The following is a 17189-nucleotide window of genomic DNA, read 5'->3' as shown; positions in this document are numbered from 1 at the left end:
GGTGCTCACGCCCTGTCCGCGACGCGTTCGCCGACGAGGCCTTGTGGCCTGAACAGCAGTACGAGGATGAGGAGTACGAAGGCCCAGACGGAGGACCAGCCGCCGCCGCCGAGCTGCTGCATCCCGGGGATGCCGTCGATGTAGCTGGTGGCCATGGTTTCGGCGAGGCCGAGGACGAGGCCGCCGATCATGGCTCCGTAGATGTTGCCGATGCCGCCGAGGACGGCCGCGGTGAAGGCCTTGAGGCCCATCTGGAAGCCCATGTCGTACTTGACCGTGCCGTAGCGCAGTCCGTAGGCGATGGCCGCGACGGCGGCGAAGAAGCCGCCGATGGCGAAGGCGATGACGATGATGCGGTTGGTGTCGATACCCATGAGCTGGGCGGTGTCCGGGTCCTGCGCGGTGGCCTGCATGGCGCGGCCGGTGCGGGAGAGGCGGACGAAGAAGGCGAGGGCCGCCATGCAGATGGGGGCGGCGATGATGACGAAGACGGAGCCGCTCTGGACGCTGATGGAGCCGATGTGCCAGGGACCGAAGGGGAGTTGCGGGAACTTGAGGTCGGTCTTGGCGTCCGGGTACCAGTTGAAGACGGCCTGCTGGAGAGCGAGGGAGAGGCCGATCGCGGTGATGAGGGGGGCGAGGCGTGGTGCTCCGCGCAGTGGTCGGTAGGCGAAGCGTTCGGCCCCGACGGCGATGAGGACGGAGACGAGTCCGCCGCCTATGAGCATCGCCGGGAGGGCTATCCACATGGATGTGCCGTTTGGCAGAACGTAAAGGTAGACCGTGAGTGCGCCGAAGCCGCCGGTCATGAAGATCTCGCCGTGGGCGAAGTTGATGAGCTGGACGATGCCGTACACCATCGTGTAGCCGATGGCGATCAGCCCGTACATCGAGCCGAGGAACAGCCCGTTGGCCAGCTGCTGCGGCAGGGTGTTCACCGCATGGCCTCCATGTGGTGGGGAGAGTTGAGCAGGGCGTATGAAACGGGCCGCGCGGTGACGGGTGGTCTGGCCGCGCGGCCCTGGGGTAGTGCTAGCGGCAGGAAGGATCAGCCGTTGAACGTGCCGCTCTTGACGGCCTTCCACTTGCCGTCGACGACCTGGTAGACGGTGAGCTGCTTGTTGGTGGTGTCGCCGTACTCGTCGAAGGAGACGGGTCCTGCGATGCCGTCGAACTTCGTCTTCTGGACCTCGTCGACGATCTTGGCGCGGGCGCCGTCCGGGATCTTGCCGTCCTTCACGACGTTGCCGATGGCCTTGATGATGGCGGTGGCGGCGTCGTAGGAGTAGCCACCGTAGGTGCCGTAGTCGCCCTTGAGGCCGGAGGCCTTGTACTTCTTGATGAACTCGGCGGCGGAGGGCAGGGAGTCGACGGGCTGGCCGACGGAGGTGACGAGGTCACCCTCGGAGGTCTTGCCCGCGGTCTCGATGTAGGTCGGGGTGAACATGCCGTCACCGCCGAACACCGGGATCTTGGCTCCGCCGTCCTTGAGCTGCTTGGTGAGCTTCTCGGACTCGTCGTACTGGCCGCCGTAGTAGACGAGGTCGGCCTTCGAGTTCTTGATCTTGGTGACGAGGGCCGAGAAGTCCGTGTCGCCGGTGTTGACGTGGTCCTGGCCCGCGACCTTGCCGCCCGACTTGGTGAAGCCGGCCTTGAAGAGCTTGGCGAGGCCGGCACCGTAGGTCTGCTTGTCGTCGACGACGAAGACCTTGCGCTTCTTCAGCGTGTTGTACGCGTAGTCGGCGGCGAAGCCACCCTGGAGGGCGTCGGTGGTGGCGGTGCGGAAGTACGTCTTGAACGGACGCGACTTCGACGTCTGCCAGTTCTTGCCCTGGGTGAGCTCGGGCGCCGTGTTGGACGGCGAGATCTCGACCAGGTTGGCGGTGGCGAAGACCTGCTGCATCTGGGTGGCGACACCGGAGTTCAGCGGGCCGACGACGCCGAGGACCTTGTCGTTCTGGACGAGCTGGGTGGCGTTCTGCTGGCCGGAGGCCGGGATCGCCTTGTCGTCGAGCGCCTGGACCTTGAAGGTCACGCCGGGCACGGTGTTGTTCTTGTTGGCGTCGTCGACGGCGATCTGGACGCCGCCCTGAATGCCAAGGCCCGTGGCGGAGTTCTGACCGGTCAGCGGCGCGTCCACGCCGATGATGATCTCGGTCTTCTTGCTGCTCTTGCCGTCCCCGCTGTCGTCGCGCGAGCCGCAGGCGGTCAGCGTGAGTGCTCCCGTGGTGAGCACGGAGGTGAGTATGACCAAAGAACGCTGTCGCACGTTGAATCCTCTCCCTGGCGCGGCACCCCAGGGTGGGGGCCGTGAGTCTCGCCGGGCCGTACTGGGTGGTACAGGCCGTGCAGTAGACGCGCCCGGCGGCGCGGTGACTGGCCGTGACTATAAGCGCAGGTAGGGGGAGCTCACAGGAGCCTAAGGAAGGCTGTGACGCTCTTGTTATGCGGGGGATGTCCTGGCGGGTACAGAATAGGCAATTCGGGCATTTTGGGATGCAGTTCGGGGATGTCGCTACGTGTTCGCATCGTGAGAACGCCCTGTTCCGGTTCATGGGGCAGAGCGGGTTCGGCTGTTGTGGCTGTGGGCTGGGGCATTGCGTCGCACGCGCCGCGGAGGGTCGCGGGGTGCGAGCATTGCTTCATTACGGCAGAGGTAACCGACTGTTACCGCCGTGTGAGGCGGGTGTGCCGGTCGGCGAAGTGGACGCGGGGGAGGCGGGGTTGGGGAAGCAGGCGGCGCGCAGGTCGGTCCACAGGTCGTGCGGGTAGGCGCCGCCGAAGAGAAAGCTCTGCTGCTGCTGTGCGGTCCTGTTGCTGAGGAGCAGGTCGAGGTGGGGGAGGTCGAGGGCGGGCGGCAGGGCGGCGCACTTGTATACGGAGATGCGTACGGTGATCGTGCGGGGGGAGCCGGCCTTCACTGTCAGTGGCAGCCCGGGTGTGGTGGTGGCGCCCAACTCGGGCAGTCCGGCGCCGACTTGGTGGACGGTGACGGGGCTCCCCCGGGCGACGTCGACCTCGAACCGGAAGGACGAGGGGGTGGGGCCGCGTCCCTTGTAGTGGAGGGTCGTGACGCCGGCCGGCCACGGGTAGGGGTTCGGGGTGGCCTGGGTGACCGGCGCGGGGCGCAGGATGAAGAAGGCGCCGGTGCCGGCCGCGGCGACGATCAAGGCCAGGAGGCGGCGGCGGGAGCGGGGGAGCGCGGCCCAACGGGTGGCGAAACGTGAGGAGTTGGACCACAGCTGGTCGGTTGGCGTGTCCTCGTGAGGGCCGTCGGCTTCATCGGGGTGGTACGGCTCGACGGGCCCGATGCCGGTCATGCTTCACGCTATGCCGGAGTGCGGGGCTCCGCCAATGGCCGGCGTGGGGTGCGGTGCGGCGGGGGCTCGGCGGTCGTCTCGCCATGCGAGATGCCGCGGCCTGCTCGCCCCCTCCCCGCGGCACCGCGACATCGGTGCCCCGGTGCTGCGGGGGCGGGCGAACTCCCGCGCCGCGCACCGGGGATCGGGTGCCGTGCGATGTCAGCGGGTGGGAAGGTCCTTGAGGACGCAGGTCAGTCGGGCGCTGCAGACGCGCTTGTCGTTCTCGTCCGTGATGGCGATCTCGTACGTCGCAGAGGTGCGCCCGCGGTGTACGGGTGTGGCCACGCCGGTGACCAGGCCGGAGCGCACTCCGCGGTGGTGCGTGCAGTTCAGGTCGACGCCCACGGCGATCTTGGAGCTGCCGCCGTGGAGCATGGCGCCGACGGAGCCGATGGTCTCGGCGAGGACGGCGGAGGCGCCTCCGTGCAGCAGGCCGTAGGGCTGGGTGTTGCCCTCCACCGGCATGGTGCCCACGACGCGGTCCGCGGAGGCCTCGACGATCTGCACGCCCATGCGGGAGCCGAGGTGGCCCGCGGAGAACAGCGCGGGCAGGTCGACGCCGAGTGCGGCGTACTCGTCGATGACCTCTTGTGGGAACTTCACGGTGTGCTGCTCGCCCATCGGGCCGGGCTCCGTTCGTCGTGGATCACTTCGTCGTGGATCACTCTCACTGAGCAAACGCTCAGTCGGTTGCCGATTGTTCCAGACGTATGACGACCGACTTGCTGGCAGGGGTGTTGCTGGTGTCGGCGGTCGCGTCCAGCGGGACCAGGACGTTGGTCTCCGGGTAGTAGGCGGCCGCGCAGCCCCGAGCGGTCGGGTAGTGCACGACGCGGAAGCCGGGCGCACGCCGCTCGACGCCGTCCTTCCACTCGCCGACCAGGTCGACGTAGGAGCCGTCCGAGAGCTTCAGCTCGCGCGCGTCCTCGGGGTTGACGAGCACGACCCGGCGGCCGTTCCTGATGCCCCGGTAACGGTCGTCCAGGCCGTAGATCGTGGTGTTGTACTGGTCGTGCGAGCGCAGCGTCTGCAGCAGCAGGCGCCCCTCGGGGAGCCTCGGGTATTCGACCGGCGCGGCCGTGAAGTTGGCCTTGCCGGTGGCCGTCGGGAAGCGGCGCTCGTCGCGCGGGGCGTGCGGGAGCGCGAAGCCCCCAGGGTGCGCCACGCGCGCGTTGAAGTCCTCGAAGCCGGGGATCACACGCGCGATGCGGTCGCGGATGGTCGCGTAGTCCTTCTCGAACTCCTCCCAGGGAGTACGGGATTCGTGGCCGAGGACCCGGCGGGCGAGGCGGCAGACGATGGCCGGCTCGGACAGCAGCTGCCCGCTCGCGGGCTCCAGACGGCCGCGTGAGGCGTGCACCATGCCCATGGAGTCCTCGACGGTCACGAACTGCTCGCCGCTGCCCTGGAGGTCGCGCTCCGTGCGGCCGAGGGTCGGCAGGATCAGGGCGCGCGCGCCCGTGATCGCGTGCGAGCGGTTCAGCTTCGTCGACACGTGCACAGTGAGGCGGGCGCGGCGCATGGCCGCCTCCGTCACCTCGGTGTCGGGCGATGCGGAGACGAAGTTGCCGCCCATCGCGAAGAAGACCTTCGCCTCGCCGTCGCGCAGGGCACGGATGGCTCGTACGACGTCGTAGCCGTGCTCGCGGGGCGGTGCGAACCCGAATTCCTGCTCCAGGGCGTCCAGGAAGGCGGGGGCGGGGCGCTCGAAGATGCCCATCGTGCGGTCGCCCTGCACGTTCGAGTGGCCGCGCACCGGGCACACGCCCGCGCCGGGGCGGCCGATGTTGCCGCGCAGCAGCAGGAAGTTGACGACCTCGCGGATCGTCGGCACGGCGTGCTTGTGCTGGGTGAGGCCCATCGCCCAGCACACGATGGTGCGCTCGGAGGCGAGGACCATGCGGAGGGCCTCGTCGATCTTCTCCCGGGTGAGGCCGGTCGCGGTGAGGGTCTCGTCCCAGTCGGCGGCGCGGGCGGCGGCCGCGAACTCCTCGTACCCGTGGGTGTGCTCGCCGATGAACTCCTCGTCGACGGCGCCTTCGGTGTCGAGGACGAGCTTGTTCAGGAGGCGGAAGAGGGCCTGGTCGCCACCGAGGCGGATCTGCAGGAACAGGTCGGTGAGGGCGGCGCCCTTGAGCATGCCCTGGGGGGTCTGCGGGTTCTTGAAGCGCCCGAGGCCGGCCTCGGGCAGCGGGTTGACCGTGATGATCTTCGCGCCGTTCGCCTTGGCCTTCTCCAGGGCCGACAGCATGCGCGGGTGGTTCGTGCCGGGGTTCTGCCCGGCGACGATGATCAGGTCCGCCTTGTGGAGGTCGTCGAGCAGGACGCTGCCCTTGCCGATGCCGATGGTCTCGGAGAGGGCGGACCCCGAGGACTCGTGGCACATGTTCGAGCAGTCCGGCAGGTTGTTCGTGCCGAGCTCGCGGGCGAACAGCTGGTAGAGGAAGGCGGCCTCGTTGCTCGTGCGCCCGGAGGTGTAGAAGAGGGCCTCGTCGGGGGAGCCGAGGCTCTTCAGGTCCTCGGCGATGATGTCGAAGGCGCGCTCCCAGGTGACCGGCTCGTAGTGGTCGGCGCCCTCGGGGAGGTACATGGGGTGCGTGAGGCGGCCCTGCTGGCCCAGCCAGTAGCCGCTGCGGGTCGCGAGGTCGGTCACCGGGTGCGCGGCGAAGAAGTCGGGGGTGACCCGGCGCAGGGTGGCCTCCTCGGCGACCGCCTTCGCGCCGTTCTCGCAGAACTCCGCCGTGTGCCGGTGCTCCGGCTCGGGCCAGGCGCAGCCCGGGCAGTCGAAGCCGTCCTTCTGATTGACACGCAGCAGGGTCAGCGCGGTGCGGCGCACACCCATCTGCTGCTGTGCGATGCGCAGGGTGTGCCCGATGGCGGGCAGCCCGGCCGCGGCGTGCTTCGGCTCGGCGACCTGCGGCGCGTCCTGAACCGGATCGCTTTTCGGCGGCTTGCTGGCCATCGCTGAACCCCTTCGCGTGCGCACGTCGCTGTGCGGCTTCTCATAGGCCATCGATCCTCGCACGCGGCGCCGACAGCGACGGTGCCAGGTCCCGGACGGTCCGCACTGTCAGTGCGCCGTGGCAGGATCGGGGGCGTGGCAGAAACAGCATCGAACAAGACCGAGAAGAAGCCTGGCAGCGGCCGCCCGCGCCTCATGCTCATGGACGGGCACTCGCTGGCATACCGCGCGTTCTTCGCGCTGCCCGCGGAGAACTTCACCACCGCGACCGGCCAGCCGACGAACGCCATCTATGGTTTCGCGTCGATGCTGGCGAACACATTGCGTGACGAGGCGCCCACGCATTTCGCGGTGGCGTTCGACGTCTCCCGCAAGACCTGGCGCTCCGAGGAGTTCACCGAGTACAAGGCGAACAGGTCGAAGACCCCGGACGAGTTCAAGGGGCAGGTCGAGCTGATCGGCGAGCTCCTCGACGCGATGCACGCCCAGCGGTTCGCGGTCGACGGCTTCGAGGCCGACGACATCATCGCGACGCTCGCCACGCAGGCCGAGGCCGAGGGCTTCGAGGTGCTGATCGTCACCGGCGACCGCGACTCCTTCCAGCTGGTCTCCGAGCACACGACGGTGCTGTACCCGACGAAGGGCGTCTCGGAGCTGACCCGGTTCACCCCGGAGAAGGTGTTCGAGAAGTACGGTCTGACGCCGGCGCAGTACCCCGACTTCGCGGCGCTGCGCGGCGACCCGTCGGACAACCTGCCGGGCATCCCCGGGGTCGGGGAGAAGACGGCCGCGAAGTGGATCAACCAGTTCGGCTCGTTCGCGGAGCTGGTCGAGCGCGTCGACGAGGTCAAGGGCAAGGCCGGGCAGAATCTGCGCGACCACCTGGAGGCGGTGCAGCTCAACCGCCGTCTCACCGAGATGGTGAAGGACGTGGAGCTGCCCAGGACGGTCGCCGACCTGGAGCGCGCGGCATACGACCGCAAGGCCGTCGCGATGGTCCTGGACACCCTGGAGATCCGCAATCCCTCGCTGCGGGAGCGGCTCCTCGCCGTCGACCCGGGCGGCGAGGAGGCCGAGGGGACGCAGCCTGTCGCCGAGGGCGTGGAGCTCGACGGCACGGTGCTGGGCGCGGGCGAGCTGAAGCCCTGGCTCGCCGAGCACGGCACGGCGGTCCTCGGCCTGGCCACGGTCGACGCGTGGGCGCTGGGCACGGGCTCGGTGGCCGAGGTCGCGCTCGCCGCCGCCGACGGTGCGGCCGCGTGGTTCGACCCGTCGCAGCTGGACGAGGCCGACGAGAACGCGTTCGCGAAGTGGCTCGCCGACCCCGAGAAGCCCAAGGTGCTGCACAACGCCAAGGGCGCGATGCGGGTCTTCGCCGAGCACGGCTGGAGCATCGAGGGCGTGTCCATGGACACCGCGCTCGCCGCCTATCTGGTCAAGCCCGGGCGTCGCACCTTCGCGCTCGACGCGCTGTCCCTGGAGTACCTCGGCCGGGAGCTGGGGCCCGCCGCCGCGGCCGACGGCCAGCTCGCCTTCGGCACCGACGAACAGGCCGAGGCCGATGCGCTGATGGCCCAGGCGCGCACGATCCTCGACCTGGGCGAGGCGTTCGACGAGAAGCTGACGGAGGTCGGCGCGGCCGACCTGCTGCGGGACATGGAACTGCCCACGTCCACGCTGCTGGCCCGCATGGAGCGGTACGGCATCGCGGCGGACCGGGCCCACCTGGAGGCCATGGAGCAGATGTTCGCGGGCGCCGTGCAGCAGGCGGTGAAGGAGGCGCACGCGGCCGCCGGGCACGAGTTCAATCTGGGCTCGCCCAAGCAGCTCCAGGAAGTCCTCTTCGGAGAGCTGGCCCTGCCGAAGACGAAGAAGACGAAGACGGGTTACACGACGGACGCGGACGCGCTGGCGTGGCTCGCGACGCAGACCGAGAACGAACTGCCGGTGATCATGCTCCGCCACCGCGAGCAGGCGAAGCTGCGTTCCACGGTCGAGGGCCTGATCAAGACGATCGCGGCGGACGGCCGCATTCACACGACGTTCAATCAGACGGTGGCGGCGACCGGCCGTCTCTCCTCCACGGACCCGAACCTGCAGAACATCCCGGTCCGTACGGACGAGGGCCGCGCCATCCGCCGCGGTTTCGTGGTCGGCGAGGGCTTCGAGTCCCTCATGACCGCGGACTACAGCCAGATCGAACTGCGCGTCATGGCCCATCTGTCGGAGGACGAGGGCCTGTTGGAGGCGTTCACCTCCGGCGAGGACCTGCACACCACCGTCGCCTCCCAGGTGTTCTCCGTGGAGCGGTCCGCGGTCGACGCGGAGATGCGGCGCAAGATCAAGGCGATGTCGTACGGATTGGCGTACGGGCTGTCGGCCTTCGGCCTCTCCCAGCAGCTGAACATCGACGCGGGTGAGGCGCGGGCGCTGATGGACACGTACTTCGAGCGCTTCGGAGGCGTACGGGACTATCTGCGCCGCGTGGTCGACGAGGCGAGGGCGACGGGCTACACGGCGACGCTCTTCGGCCGCCGCCGCTACCTGCCGGACCTCAACAGCGACAACCGGCAGCGCCGCGAGGCCGCCGAGCGCATGGCCCTCAACGCCCCGATCCAGGGCACGGCGGCGGACATCGTCAAGATCGCCATGCTGAACGTGGACCGTGCGCTGCGGGAGGCGGGCCTCAAGTCCCGCATGCTCCTCCAGGTCCACGACGAAATCGTCCTGGAGATCGCCCCGGGCGAGCGCGCCAAGGCCGAGAAGCTCCTCCGCCACGAAATGGCGTCCGCCGTCCACCTCCGGGCTCCCCTGGACGTGTCCATCGGCTCGGGCGCGGACTGGGAGTCGGCGGCGCACTAGGCGTATTGATCACGAGCGCTGTCAACACTCGCAGGGCTTGATCATGGCGAAGACCTCCGGTGTGGTGGAGCTGTCTAGGACTGCACCGCCCGGAGGTCTTCGTGTCCCACCGTAATGCCCGGCTGAGCGCAGGCCCGCTGTACCCCGCCCAACCCGGGTGGGGGACCCGTCACCCGCGTGGCCCCCGCAAAGACGCCCCCCGCCCAGGGGGGCCGTAAGGATGCGGGCATGGGTATACGCACGCTCCACCGCCGCACGGCCGTGGCCACCGTCGTCGTCCTCGGGGCCACAGCTGTCGTCTCGGCGCTTCTCGCGCCGATACCCGCGGTCGCCGCGGAAGCCGGCACCGCCCAGGTGCCCGCGGCCTGCCGCTCCCCCCGCGACCCCGAGCTCGCCGCCCGGCTGTCCCGTGACATCCAGGCGGCGCTGTCGTCCCGCGAGGGCACCGTCTCGGTGGCGGTGCAGGATGACGACACCGGCCTGACCTGCGCCCTCGCGAGTGAACGGCAGTACGACTCGGCGAGCATCGCCAAGGTCGTGATCATGGAGGGCACTCTGCGACGGGCGGAGGAACTCGGCCGCGCACTCACCGACTGGGAACTGGCCCACATCCGCCCCATGATCACCATGTCGGACAACACGTCCGCCCTGCGGCTGTGGACCGATCTCGGCCACGCCTACCTCGATCGCCTCCTCGCCCGCGTCGGGACGTCCGGCACCCTGCTCGGCCCGGACGGCTACTGGGGCCTGACCCGCACCACGGCCGCCGACCAGATGCGGCTGCTGGACGTGCTCACCAACGCCCGCTCGTTCCTGAAGACCCGCGCCTACGGTCTGAAGCTGATGAGCCAGGTCCGGACCGACCAGCGCTGGGGCGTGCCCTCCGGCATGCCGAAAGGCCTCACGGCCCAGGTGAAGAACGGCTGGCTGCCCCGGGCGACGCACGGCTGGCGGGTGCACAGCGTCGGCGCGTTCACGGGCCCCAACCGCACGTACCGCATCGTCGTCCTGTCGCACGACAACCCGACGATGGCGTACGGGGTCCGCACCATCGAGCGCATCGCCCAGGCCGTGCACCGCGGCCTGAACCCGGGGCGCGGCTGGTTCCAGGGCCCCACCCCGGAGAGCGCGATCAGTGAGAAGCCGGACGGCTCGGCTCCGTACGAGCCGCTGCCGGGCTGGGACGAGCCGGAGTCGGACGCCACACCCTGACGCCCACGGCGTACAGCCCGAGTCCGAGCACCAGGCCCGCGCCCGCGCCGAAGCACAGCGACGGGATCAACTCCCAGGGCTTCGCGCTGGAGCCCCGATAGGCCCACCAGCGCGAAGCCCGCTGCACCGCCCCCACCAGCGCGCAGCACCCGAGAACGGCAGCCGCCAGCCACCGGTCGGAAGCGGACAGCACCGGTACCCCCACGGGTTCGCCGGAGGGCGTCCGGCGTAGCGCGAGAACCACGAAGACCGCGATCACGACGGCCGCCACCGCCGAACTCCCGTACTGCGCGAACAAGAACACCGGCGTGCCCCCGACGTCCCGCCCCAGCACGGGCAGCAGTCGCACTCCCCACCGGTCGTGATGCGTGAACGCGTCCCACACGACATGCGTCAGCGCGCCGAGCACAGCGGAGCCGTACCACCACAAGGCCGTCGACGGACGCGGGCGTTGGCGTGGCGTCCCGCAGCGCAGCAGCCGTGCCGGACGCCCCTGCCGGGCCGGGGGCAGCAGTGCCACCAGGGGCTCGCGCAGCACCAGCCAGGCGCCCACGAGCGCCCACGCGACGAGCACGTCGAAGGTGAACACGCCGGTGAACGAGTGCGTGAAGGTGCCGAACTCCATCGCCCCGGGCAGCACACTCGCCGCGTAATAGGTCATGTCGGGAGCGAACGAACCGGCCACGAGGAAGGCCGGAACCAGCCGGCCACGACCGCTTCCGTCACCGCGCACGGCGGGCAGTACGGCCGCGGCATGGCTGAGCGTGAAGGGCAAGTCGTCCCCCTGCGGCTGATGTCGGGCGGGTCAGGTCCGCCCCAAGCGATCACTGACGCCCAGTATGAGGGACGTGTGAAAACAGCTGAGTGGGCCACTCGGAGGCGGCATTTCGCGCATCATCACACATGGCCAACCGGTGAATATCGGGCGTGAACAGGTGCCCGCGCGACGCAAGTTGTCGTAGGGTCACCTGGGTTGCCGTGCTTGGGAGCACGGTCGAACACCAGCAGGAAATGCACGGCGAAGCGCGGAAGCGGTCGTCCACGGGAGGGGTTCACTCAATGGCGGCGCAATTCGGCAGGAGGCTGCGCAAGGGGGCGGCTACCACCGCCGTGGCCGCGGCCGCGGTCGCGGCCCTGTCCGCCTCCCAGGCCCCGGGAGTGACCACCGACGACCACGGCAGACAGACGACCGGCGCCGAAGCCACACCGGACCCGAGCGGCGACGACACCGCGACCGGCAACTCGCGCTACTACACCGACCTGCCGCCGCTCGACAGCCCGAACCCGTCGCCGACCACAGGAACACCCGTTTCCACGGGTGACGCCGAGGCGGGCATTCCGGCGACCGTCCTCGACGCCTACAAGAAGGCCGAGGCGTCCCTGCGTGGGTCCAAGCCGGGCTGCAACCTGCCCTGGCAGCTCCTCGCCGCCATCGGCAAGGTCGAGTCGGGCCAGGCCCGCGGCGGCCGGGTCGACGCGAGCGGCACGACGTACTCGCCGATCCTCGGCCCGGTCCTCAACGGCAACGGCTTCGCGAACATCAGCGACACCGACAACGGCGCGTACGACGGCGACTCGACGCACGACCGCGCGGTGGGGCCGATGCAGTTCATCCCCTCGACCTGGGAGTGGGCGGGCCGCGACGGCAACGGCGACGGCAAGAAGGACCCCAACAACATCTACGACGCCGCGCTGGCGGCCGGCCACTACCTCTGCCGGTTCGACCACGACATGTCGGTCCAGTCGCAGATGAACGCCTCGATACTCAGCTACAACAACTCGACGGCGTACCTGAACACAGTCCTGTCGTGGCTGGAGTACTACCGCAAGGGCACCCACGAGGTGCCGGACGGCACGGGCACGCTGCCCTCGCACAACAGCGACGACAACGCCGGGGCGAGCCCCAGTCCGACGCCGACCGCGCCCTCCACGCCGAGCCCGAGGCCGAGCACTCCCAAGCCGGGCGACGGCGGGTCGACGAGCCCCAGCCCGGACCCGTCCACGCCGTCCACCCCCTCGACGCCGTCGCCGAGTCCGACGCCGCCCACCCCCACCGAGACCGTGGATCACCTGGAGGACGCGGGCACCGGGAAGCTCACGGCGACGGCGGGCGACACGTTCGCCGAGAAGGTCGCCGTACGGACCGAGACCGAGGCCGGCAAGGCGGTGGCGAAGGTCCGGGTGCGGTTCACGATCGTCGGCGACGACACGGACGCCACCTTCACCGGGGGCGAGAGCGTCGCCACGGTCGTCACCAACAGCGCGGGGACGGCCACCGCGCCCGCGCTCGTCGCGGGCGAGAAGACCGGCGACTTCACGGTGCGCGCCACCGTCGTCGGCCGCGTCATGGCCGGCCTCGACTACACGGCGACCGTCACCCCGCGCCAGGCCGACACCCTCACCCGCACCAGCGACACCGCGCTGACCTGCGTGCCGGGCGGCGAGTTCGCCGACCAGGTCGAGGTGAAGGCCACCTACAAGGGCGCCGCAGCGGACAAGGTCGCTGCCACCGCGACGCTCATCAAGTCGGCGGACGACGCGACCGAGAACGACAAGGGCCCGTACTTCAAGGACGCGGACGGCAAGACCGTACGCACCCTCACGGACCTCACCACGGACGCCGACGGTGTGCTCAAGCTCCCGAAGCTGTACGCGGACGACACCACCGGCACGTTCCTGCTCCGCATCAACACCACGGGCGGCGCGACGCTGACCGTGGAGCTGAAGGTGGCTGCGGCCACCTCGTAGTTCATACGCGCGTCCAGGGCGCTCCTCCGCTTCCCGGCGGAGGGGCGCCCTCGTCTGTGTGCGCAACGTGTTCTCATCTCGCCCCGCCGTTGCTACGGTGCCGGACCTGACGACCTATCAGCTCCTGGCCCTCGGGAGGCCGCATGCGTGCCCTCATCGCCGCCGCGATCGGACTCGCCGTGGCGTTCGCCCTGGTGCTGACCATCACGGCCATGGGCTCACCGGCAGGAAAGACGTCACCGAAGCCGCTGCTGACCACTGTGCCCAAACACCCGTAGACCGTGCCCCCGCACCCGTACACCCGTAACTCCCAGGGAGGGACGCCGAGATGCGCCGCAAGGCAAGCCTGATCCTGCTCGCCTTCGCCGTGTTCTTCACGGCGCTGTCCCCACTGCTGCGCTGGTACGCCTTCCCGCGCCTGGCGAAGATTCCCGCCAACCAGTACCAGGACATGGTCCTGGAGGCGAAGGACGCGACCCTCATCGACTACGGCACGATGAAGGCCAGGAAGGTTCCCAAGGTCACCGTCGTACAGACCCTCAAGGGCAACGTCGAGGCCTCCGAGAAGATCGAGAAGACCGCGGGCCGTGACGTCGTCGTCTGGGACTCCCTCTCCTATATCCAGGGCCCCGACGGCAAGATGGTCTCCAAGATCCCCGAGCGCTACATCTTCGACGCGCACAGCCAAGAACCCGTCCACGCCACCGGCGAGATGGTCGACGGCGACCCCGTCACACGCGAGGGCATCGAGTTCAAATGGCCCTTCATGACGGAGAAGCGGGACTACGAGTACTTCGACATGATGGCCCGCACCACCAACCCCATCCACTACAAGGGCACCCAGCACTTCCGGGGAGTCAAGGTCTACTACTTCGAGCAGACCATTCCCTGGACCAAGGTCCACTTCCCCAAGGCCATGCCCGTCAAGGGCATCACCCAGGAGTCGCTCGCCAAGACGGGGACGAGCATCTGGTACACGACGGTCCGCAAGTTCTGGGTGGAGCCGGTCACGGGGGCGCCCGTCTACGGCGAGGAGATTCACAAGGAGGAACTCCGCGGCGGCACCCTGCTGGGCGGCCGGGACAAGGTGACCGCCTTCTCCGGGCACGTGAAGATGCGCGAGGACTACATCAAGTACACGGTCGACCTGGTCAAGTCGAACCGCACTCTGGTCCTCCTGATGACCTCCTACCTCCCCTGGGGCTTCCTGTTCCTGGGCGTCGCACTGTTGTCGCTGTCGTTGTGCCTGGAGGCCCGCAGCCGCCGCCCGGGCGATCCGGCGCCGACGGAGGTCGCGGAACCCGAGCCGGTCAACGCCTGAGCCGTGCGTTGGTGTGCCGGGTGGGCTCGGCGGTGGCCGGGTCCTCGGGCCACGGGTGCTTGGGATAGCGCCCGCGCAGTTCGGCCCGCACGGCCCTGTAGCCGTCTCCCCAGAACGAGGCGAGGTCGGCGGTGACGGCGGCGGGCCGTCCCGCGGGGGAGAGCAGATGCACGAGTACCGGCACACCGGCGACGCGGGGGGTCTCGGCCAGCCCGAACATCTCCTGCAGCTTCACCGCCAGCACGGGCCGTTCAGGATCCCGGTAGTCGATCCGGATTCTGGACCCACTCGGCACCTCCACCCGCTCCGGCGCGAGCTCGTCCAGCCGCGCGGCCTCGCCGGTGGCCCACGGAAGCAGCCGGCCCAGCCCCTGACCGGCATCGATCCTCCCCAGGTCGGCCCGCCGACGCGCCCGCCCCAGCTCCGGCTCCAGCCACTCCTCCACGCGCGCGTGCAGGGCGTCGTCGCGCACGTCGGGCCAAGGAGCACCGAGGTGCCGGTACAGAAAGGCGAGCCGCTGCCGCAGCACCTCCGCGTCCCGCGTCCACCGCAGCAGCCCGAGCCCCTCCTCCCGGAGCCCCTCCAGAAGAGCCTCTCGTACGAGCCCGGAGTCGGCGTCCTTCATCGGGCGCACCGCCAACTCCACGGCCCCCAGCCGCTCGACCCGCCGCGCGACCACGTCTCCGCCGGCCCAGTGGACCTCGTCCCCCTCGGTATGCAGGCTCCCAGCGGCCCGTCGCGCCGTCTCCTCGTCGATGACGGCGCCGAGCCGCACACGCGCGTGCCCGGCGCCCACCGGCCGATCCGCCACCGCGACGGCGAGCCAGGGCGCTCCGCGCAGCCCCGAGCCGTCCCCGAGCTCGGCCCGGGTCCCGGAGGCCATCAGATACGAGCCGCCCTGAGCGCGCGCGACCCGCTCCGGGAAGGCGAGGGCGGCGACGAGACCCACGACGCGGTCGTCCCCGGAGCGTGCCCGTCCACCCGCCCCGGTCGCGGTGGAGGCGGGTGTGGAGGGCGCGTCGCTGGTCTGTGGGCCGTGGGTGGCTGTGGTGCCGGGATGGGGTTCGACGGCGACGGTTCCCGAAAGCGAGTCATGGGTGGGCGGCAGGGAGAAGTCTGTGCCGGTGGAGGCGCCGGCCCGCAGGCGCCGGGCCTCCGCACGCCAGCGACCGGCATAGGTGTCGCCCCCGCGCCGGGCGGCACGCCAAGCCGCGGCGAGGTCGTCCCCGTACTCCCGTGGCGGCTCCTCGCTCAGCAGGGCGACGACGTCGGCGGCCCGGGCCGCACCGACCTCGGGCGCCGCGTCCAGCAGCGCCCGGGCCAGCCGCGGGTGCAGCCCGAGCCGGGACATGCGCGCACCCCGTTCCGTGGCCCGTCCCGCGGAATCCACCGCACCGACGGCGGACAGAACCGAGCGCGCGGCCGCCATCGCCCCACCCGGCGGCGGGTCGAGGAGCGCGAGCCCCGTCGCGTCCGGGTCGCCCCAGCAGGCCGCCTGGAGGGCGAACGCCGTCAGGTCGGCCACCTTGATCTCCGGCGCGGGGAAACGGGCCAGACGGGCGTCCTCGGCCTCCGCCCAGCACCGGTACACCGCTCCCGGCGCCTCACGCCCGGCGCGCCCCGCCCGCTGCCGCCCCGCCGCCTGTGAGGCCCGTACGGTCGTCAGCGCGCTCAGCCCGCGCGCGTGGTCCACCCGCGGCTCCCGCGCAAGCCCGGAGTCGACGACGACCCGTACCCCGGGAACCGTCAGGGACGACTCGGCCACCGCGGTCGCGAGGACCACCCGGCGCCGTACACCCGGCGACAGCACCGCGTCCTGCACCGCGGCCGGCGCCCGCCCGTGCACCTGAAGCACGTCGACCTCGCCGAGGTCTCCCAGCTGCCCGGCGACCCGGGCGATTTCCCCGACGCCGGGCAGGAAGCACAGCACGTCCCCCTCCCGCTCGGCCAGCGCCCGCCGCACCGCCGACGCCACATGCGTCAGCAGCGCCGGGTCCACCCGCATCCCGTGCGGCGGCCGTACCGGGCGTACCGGCGGTGCCCACACCACCTCGACCGGATGCGAGACTCCCTGCGCCTCGACCACCGGCGCGTCGCCCAGCAGCCGGGCCCACCCCTCGGCATCCGTCGTCGCGGACGCGGCCACCAGCCGCAGCTCGGGGCGGAGAGCGGCCCGTACGTCCAGCAGGAAGGCGGCCACCGTGTCGGCGTCCAGATGCCGCTCATGGCACTCGTCGAGCACGACGACGTCGACGCCCGCCAGCTCCTGGTCCCGCTGGAGCCGCTGCAGCAGGACACCGGTCGTGACGACCTCCACGCGTGCGTGAGGACCGACCACCCGCTCCCCGCGCACGGTGTAGCCGATGCTCTCGCCGACCTTCTCGCCGAGCAGCCACGCCATCCGCCGCGCGGCGGCCCGGGCGGCGATCCGTCGCGGCTCGGCGACGACGACCCGGCGCAGCGGCCGCCCGTCCTCCAGCAGACCGGCGAGCGCCAGCGGCACGAGGGTTGTCTTGCCGGTGCCGGGCGGCGCCACGAGCACCGCGCTGCCGCAGGCCTCCAGGGCGTCGTTCAGGCCGGGCAGCGCGCCGCGTACGGGCAGCGGGTCCAGGGCGTCGTAACGGATCACGCCCCCAGTCTCGTACGAACGTCGTACCAGTCCCGTACGCGCGTCGAAATACCCTCCGCGCGCGTACGGCCCGCCACGCGCACCGGCGCGACA

General features: G+C 70.5%; 12 protein-coding genes. 5 read left to right on the top strand and 7 right to left on the bottom strand.

Going from position 1 to position 17189, the window contains the following annotated elements:
* Positions 1-5: 5 nt before the first annotated feature.
* From IEY95_RS21245 to IEY95_RS21225, 5 genes are all read right to left on the bottom strand, one after another.
* The gene (locus IEY95_RS21245; RefSeq protein WP_189187654.1) at positions 6-938 is read right to left on the bottom strand and encodes a branched-chain amino acid ABC transporter permease; all 933 of its coding nucleotides are present in this window, start codon (positions 936-938) and stop codon (positions 6-8) included.
* 110 nt (positions 939-1048) lie between these two features.
* Complete coding sequence (locus IEY95_RS21240; protein WP_189187653.1) at positions 1049-2269, bottom strand: branched-chain amino acid ABC transporter substrate-binding protein; 1221 nt, start codon at positions 2267-2269, stop codon at positions 1049-1051.
* A gap of 376 nt (positions 2270-2645) precedes the next feature.
* Complete coding sequence (locus IEY95_RS21235) at positions 2646-3320, bottom strand: hypothetical protein (RefSeq protein ID WP_189187652.1); 675 nt, start codon at positions 3318-3320, stop codon at positions 2646-2648.
* 201 nt (positions 3321-3521) lie between these two features.
* Positions 3522-3983 carry a PaaI family thioesterase gene (locus tag IEY95_RS21230; RefSeq protein ID WP_189187651.1) on the bottom strand — a complete coding sequence of 154 codons (462 nt, stop codon included), beginning with the start codon at positions 3981-3983 and terminating at the stop codon, positions 3522-3524.
* Between the two features lie 61 nt (positions 3984-4044).
* The gene (locus tag IEY95_RS21225; RefSeq protein ID WP_189187650.1) at positions 4045-6324 is read right to left on the bottom strand and encodes an FdhF/YdeP family oxidoreductase; all 2280 of its coding nucleotides are present in this window, start codon (positions 6322-6324) and stop codon (positions 4045-4047) included.
* 135 nt (positions 6325-6459) lie between these two features.
* Here IEY95_RS21225 and polA point away from each other — a divergent pair, with 135 nt between their 5' ends.
* Both polA and IEY95_RS21215 read left to right on the top strand, forming a co-directional pair.
* Positions 6460-9186 carry a DNA polymerase I gene (gene polA / locus IEY95_RS21220; RefSeq protein WP_189187649.1) on the top strand — a complete coding sequence of 909 codons (2727 nt, stop codon included), beginning with the start codon at positions 6460-6462 and terminating at the stop codon, positions 9184-9186.
* 228 nt (positions 9187-9414) lie between these two features.
* Complete coding sequence (locus IEY95_RS21215) at positions 9415-10398, top strand: serine hydrolase (protein WP_189187648.1); 984 nt, start codon at positions 9415-9417, stop codon at positions 10396-10398.
* Here the strand turns inward: IEY95_RS21215 and IEY95_RS21210 are convergent.
* Positions 10319-11173 (bottom strand): DUF4184 family protein, encoded by an 855-nt coding sequence (locus tag IEY95_RS21210; RefSeq protein ID WP_189187647.1) that lies wholly within the window; start codon positions 11171-11173, stop codon positions 10319-10321. The two genes, IEY95_RS21215 and IEY95_RS21210, sit on opposite strands and share 80 nt — an antisense overlap.
* Before the next feature lie 284 nt (positions 11174-11457).
* Between IEY95_RS21210 and IEY95_RS21205 the strand changes: the two genes are divergently transcribed.
* The 3 genes from IEY95_RS21205 to pgfA all read left to right on the top strand — a co-directional run bounded on the left by IEY95_RS21205 (position 11458) and on the right by pgfA (position 14467).
* Complete coding sequence (locus IEY95_RS21205; protein WP_189187646.1) at positions 11458-13146, top strand: lytic transglycosylase domain-containing protein; 1689 nt, start codon at positions 11458-11460, stop codon at positions 13144-13146.
* Between the two features lie 143 nt (positions 13147-13289).
* Positions 13290-13424, top strand: coding sequence for an SPW_0924 family protein (locus tag IEY95_RS21200; RefSeq protein WP_189187645.1), 135 nt, complete (start codon positions 13290-13292; stop codon positions 13422-13424).
* A 50-nt stretch (positions 13425-13474) separates the two neighbouring features.
* Positions 13475-14467, top strand: a complete 993-nt coding sequence (gene pgfA / locus IEY95_RS21195) for a cell envelope lipid trafficking protein PgfA (protein WP_189187644.1) — start codon at positions 13475-13477, stop codon at positions 14465-14467.
* Here pgfA and IEY95_RS21190 read toward each other — a convergent pair.
* Positions 14457-17096, bottom strand: coding sequence for an ATP-dependent RNA helicase (locus IEY95_RS21190; protein WP_189187643.1), 2640 nt, complete (start codon positions 17094-17096; stop codon positions 14457-14459). The genes pgfA and IEY95_RS21190 overlap by 11 nt on opposite strands.
* Positions 17097-17189: the final 93 nt, after the last annotated feature.

Origin of the sequence: Streptomyces albiflavescens (assembly GCF_014645835.1) — a bacterium.
GTDB lineage: Bacteria > Actinomycetota > Actinomycetes > Streptomycetales > Streptomycetaceae > Streptomyces > Streptomyces albiflavescens.
This window is presented reverse-complemented; position numbering and strand designations above follow the sequence as displayed.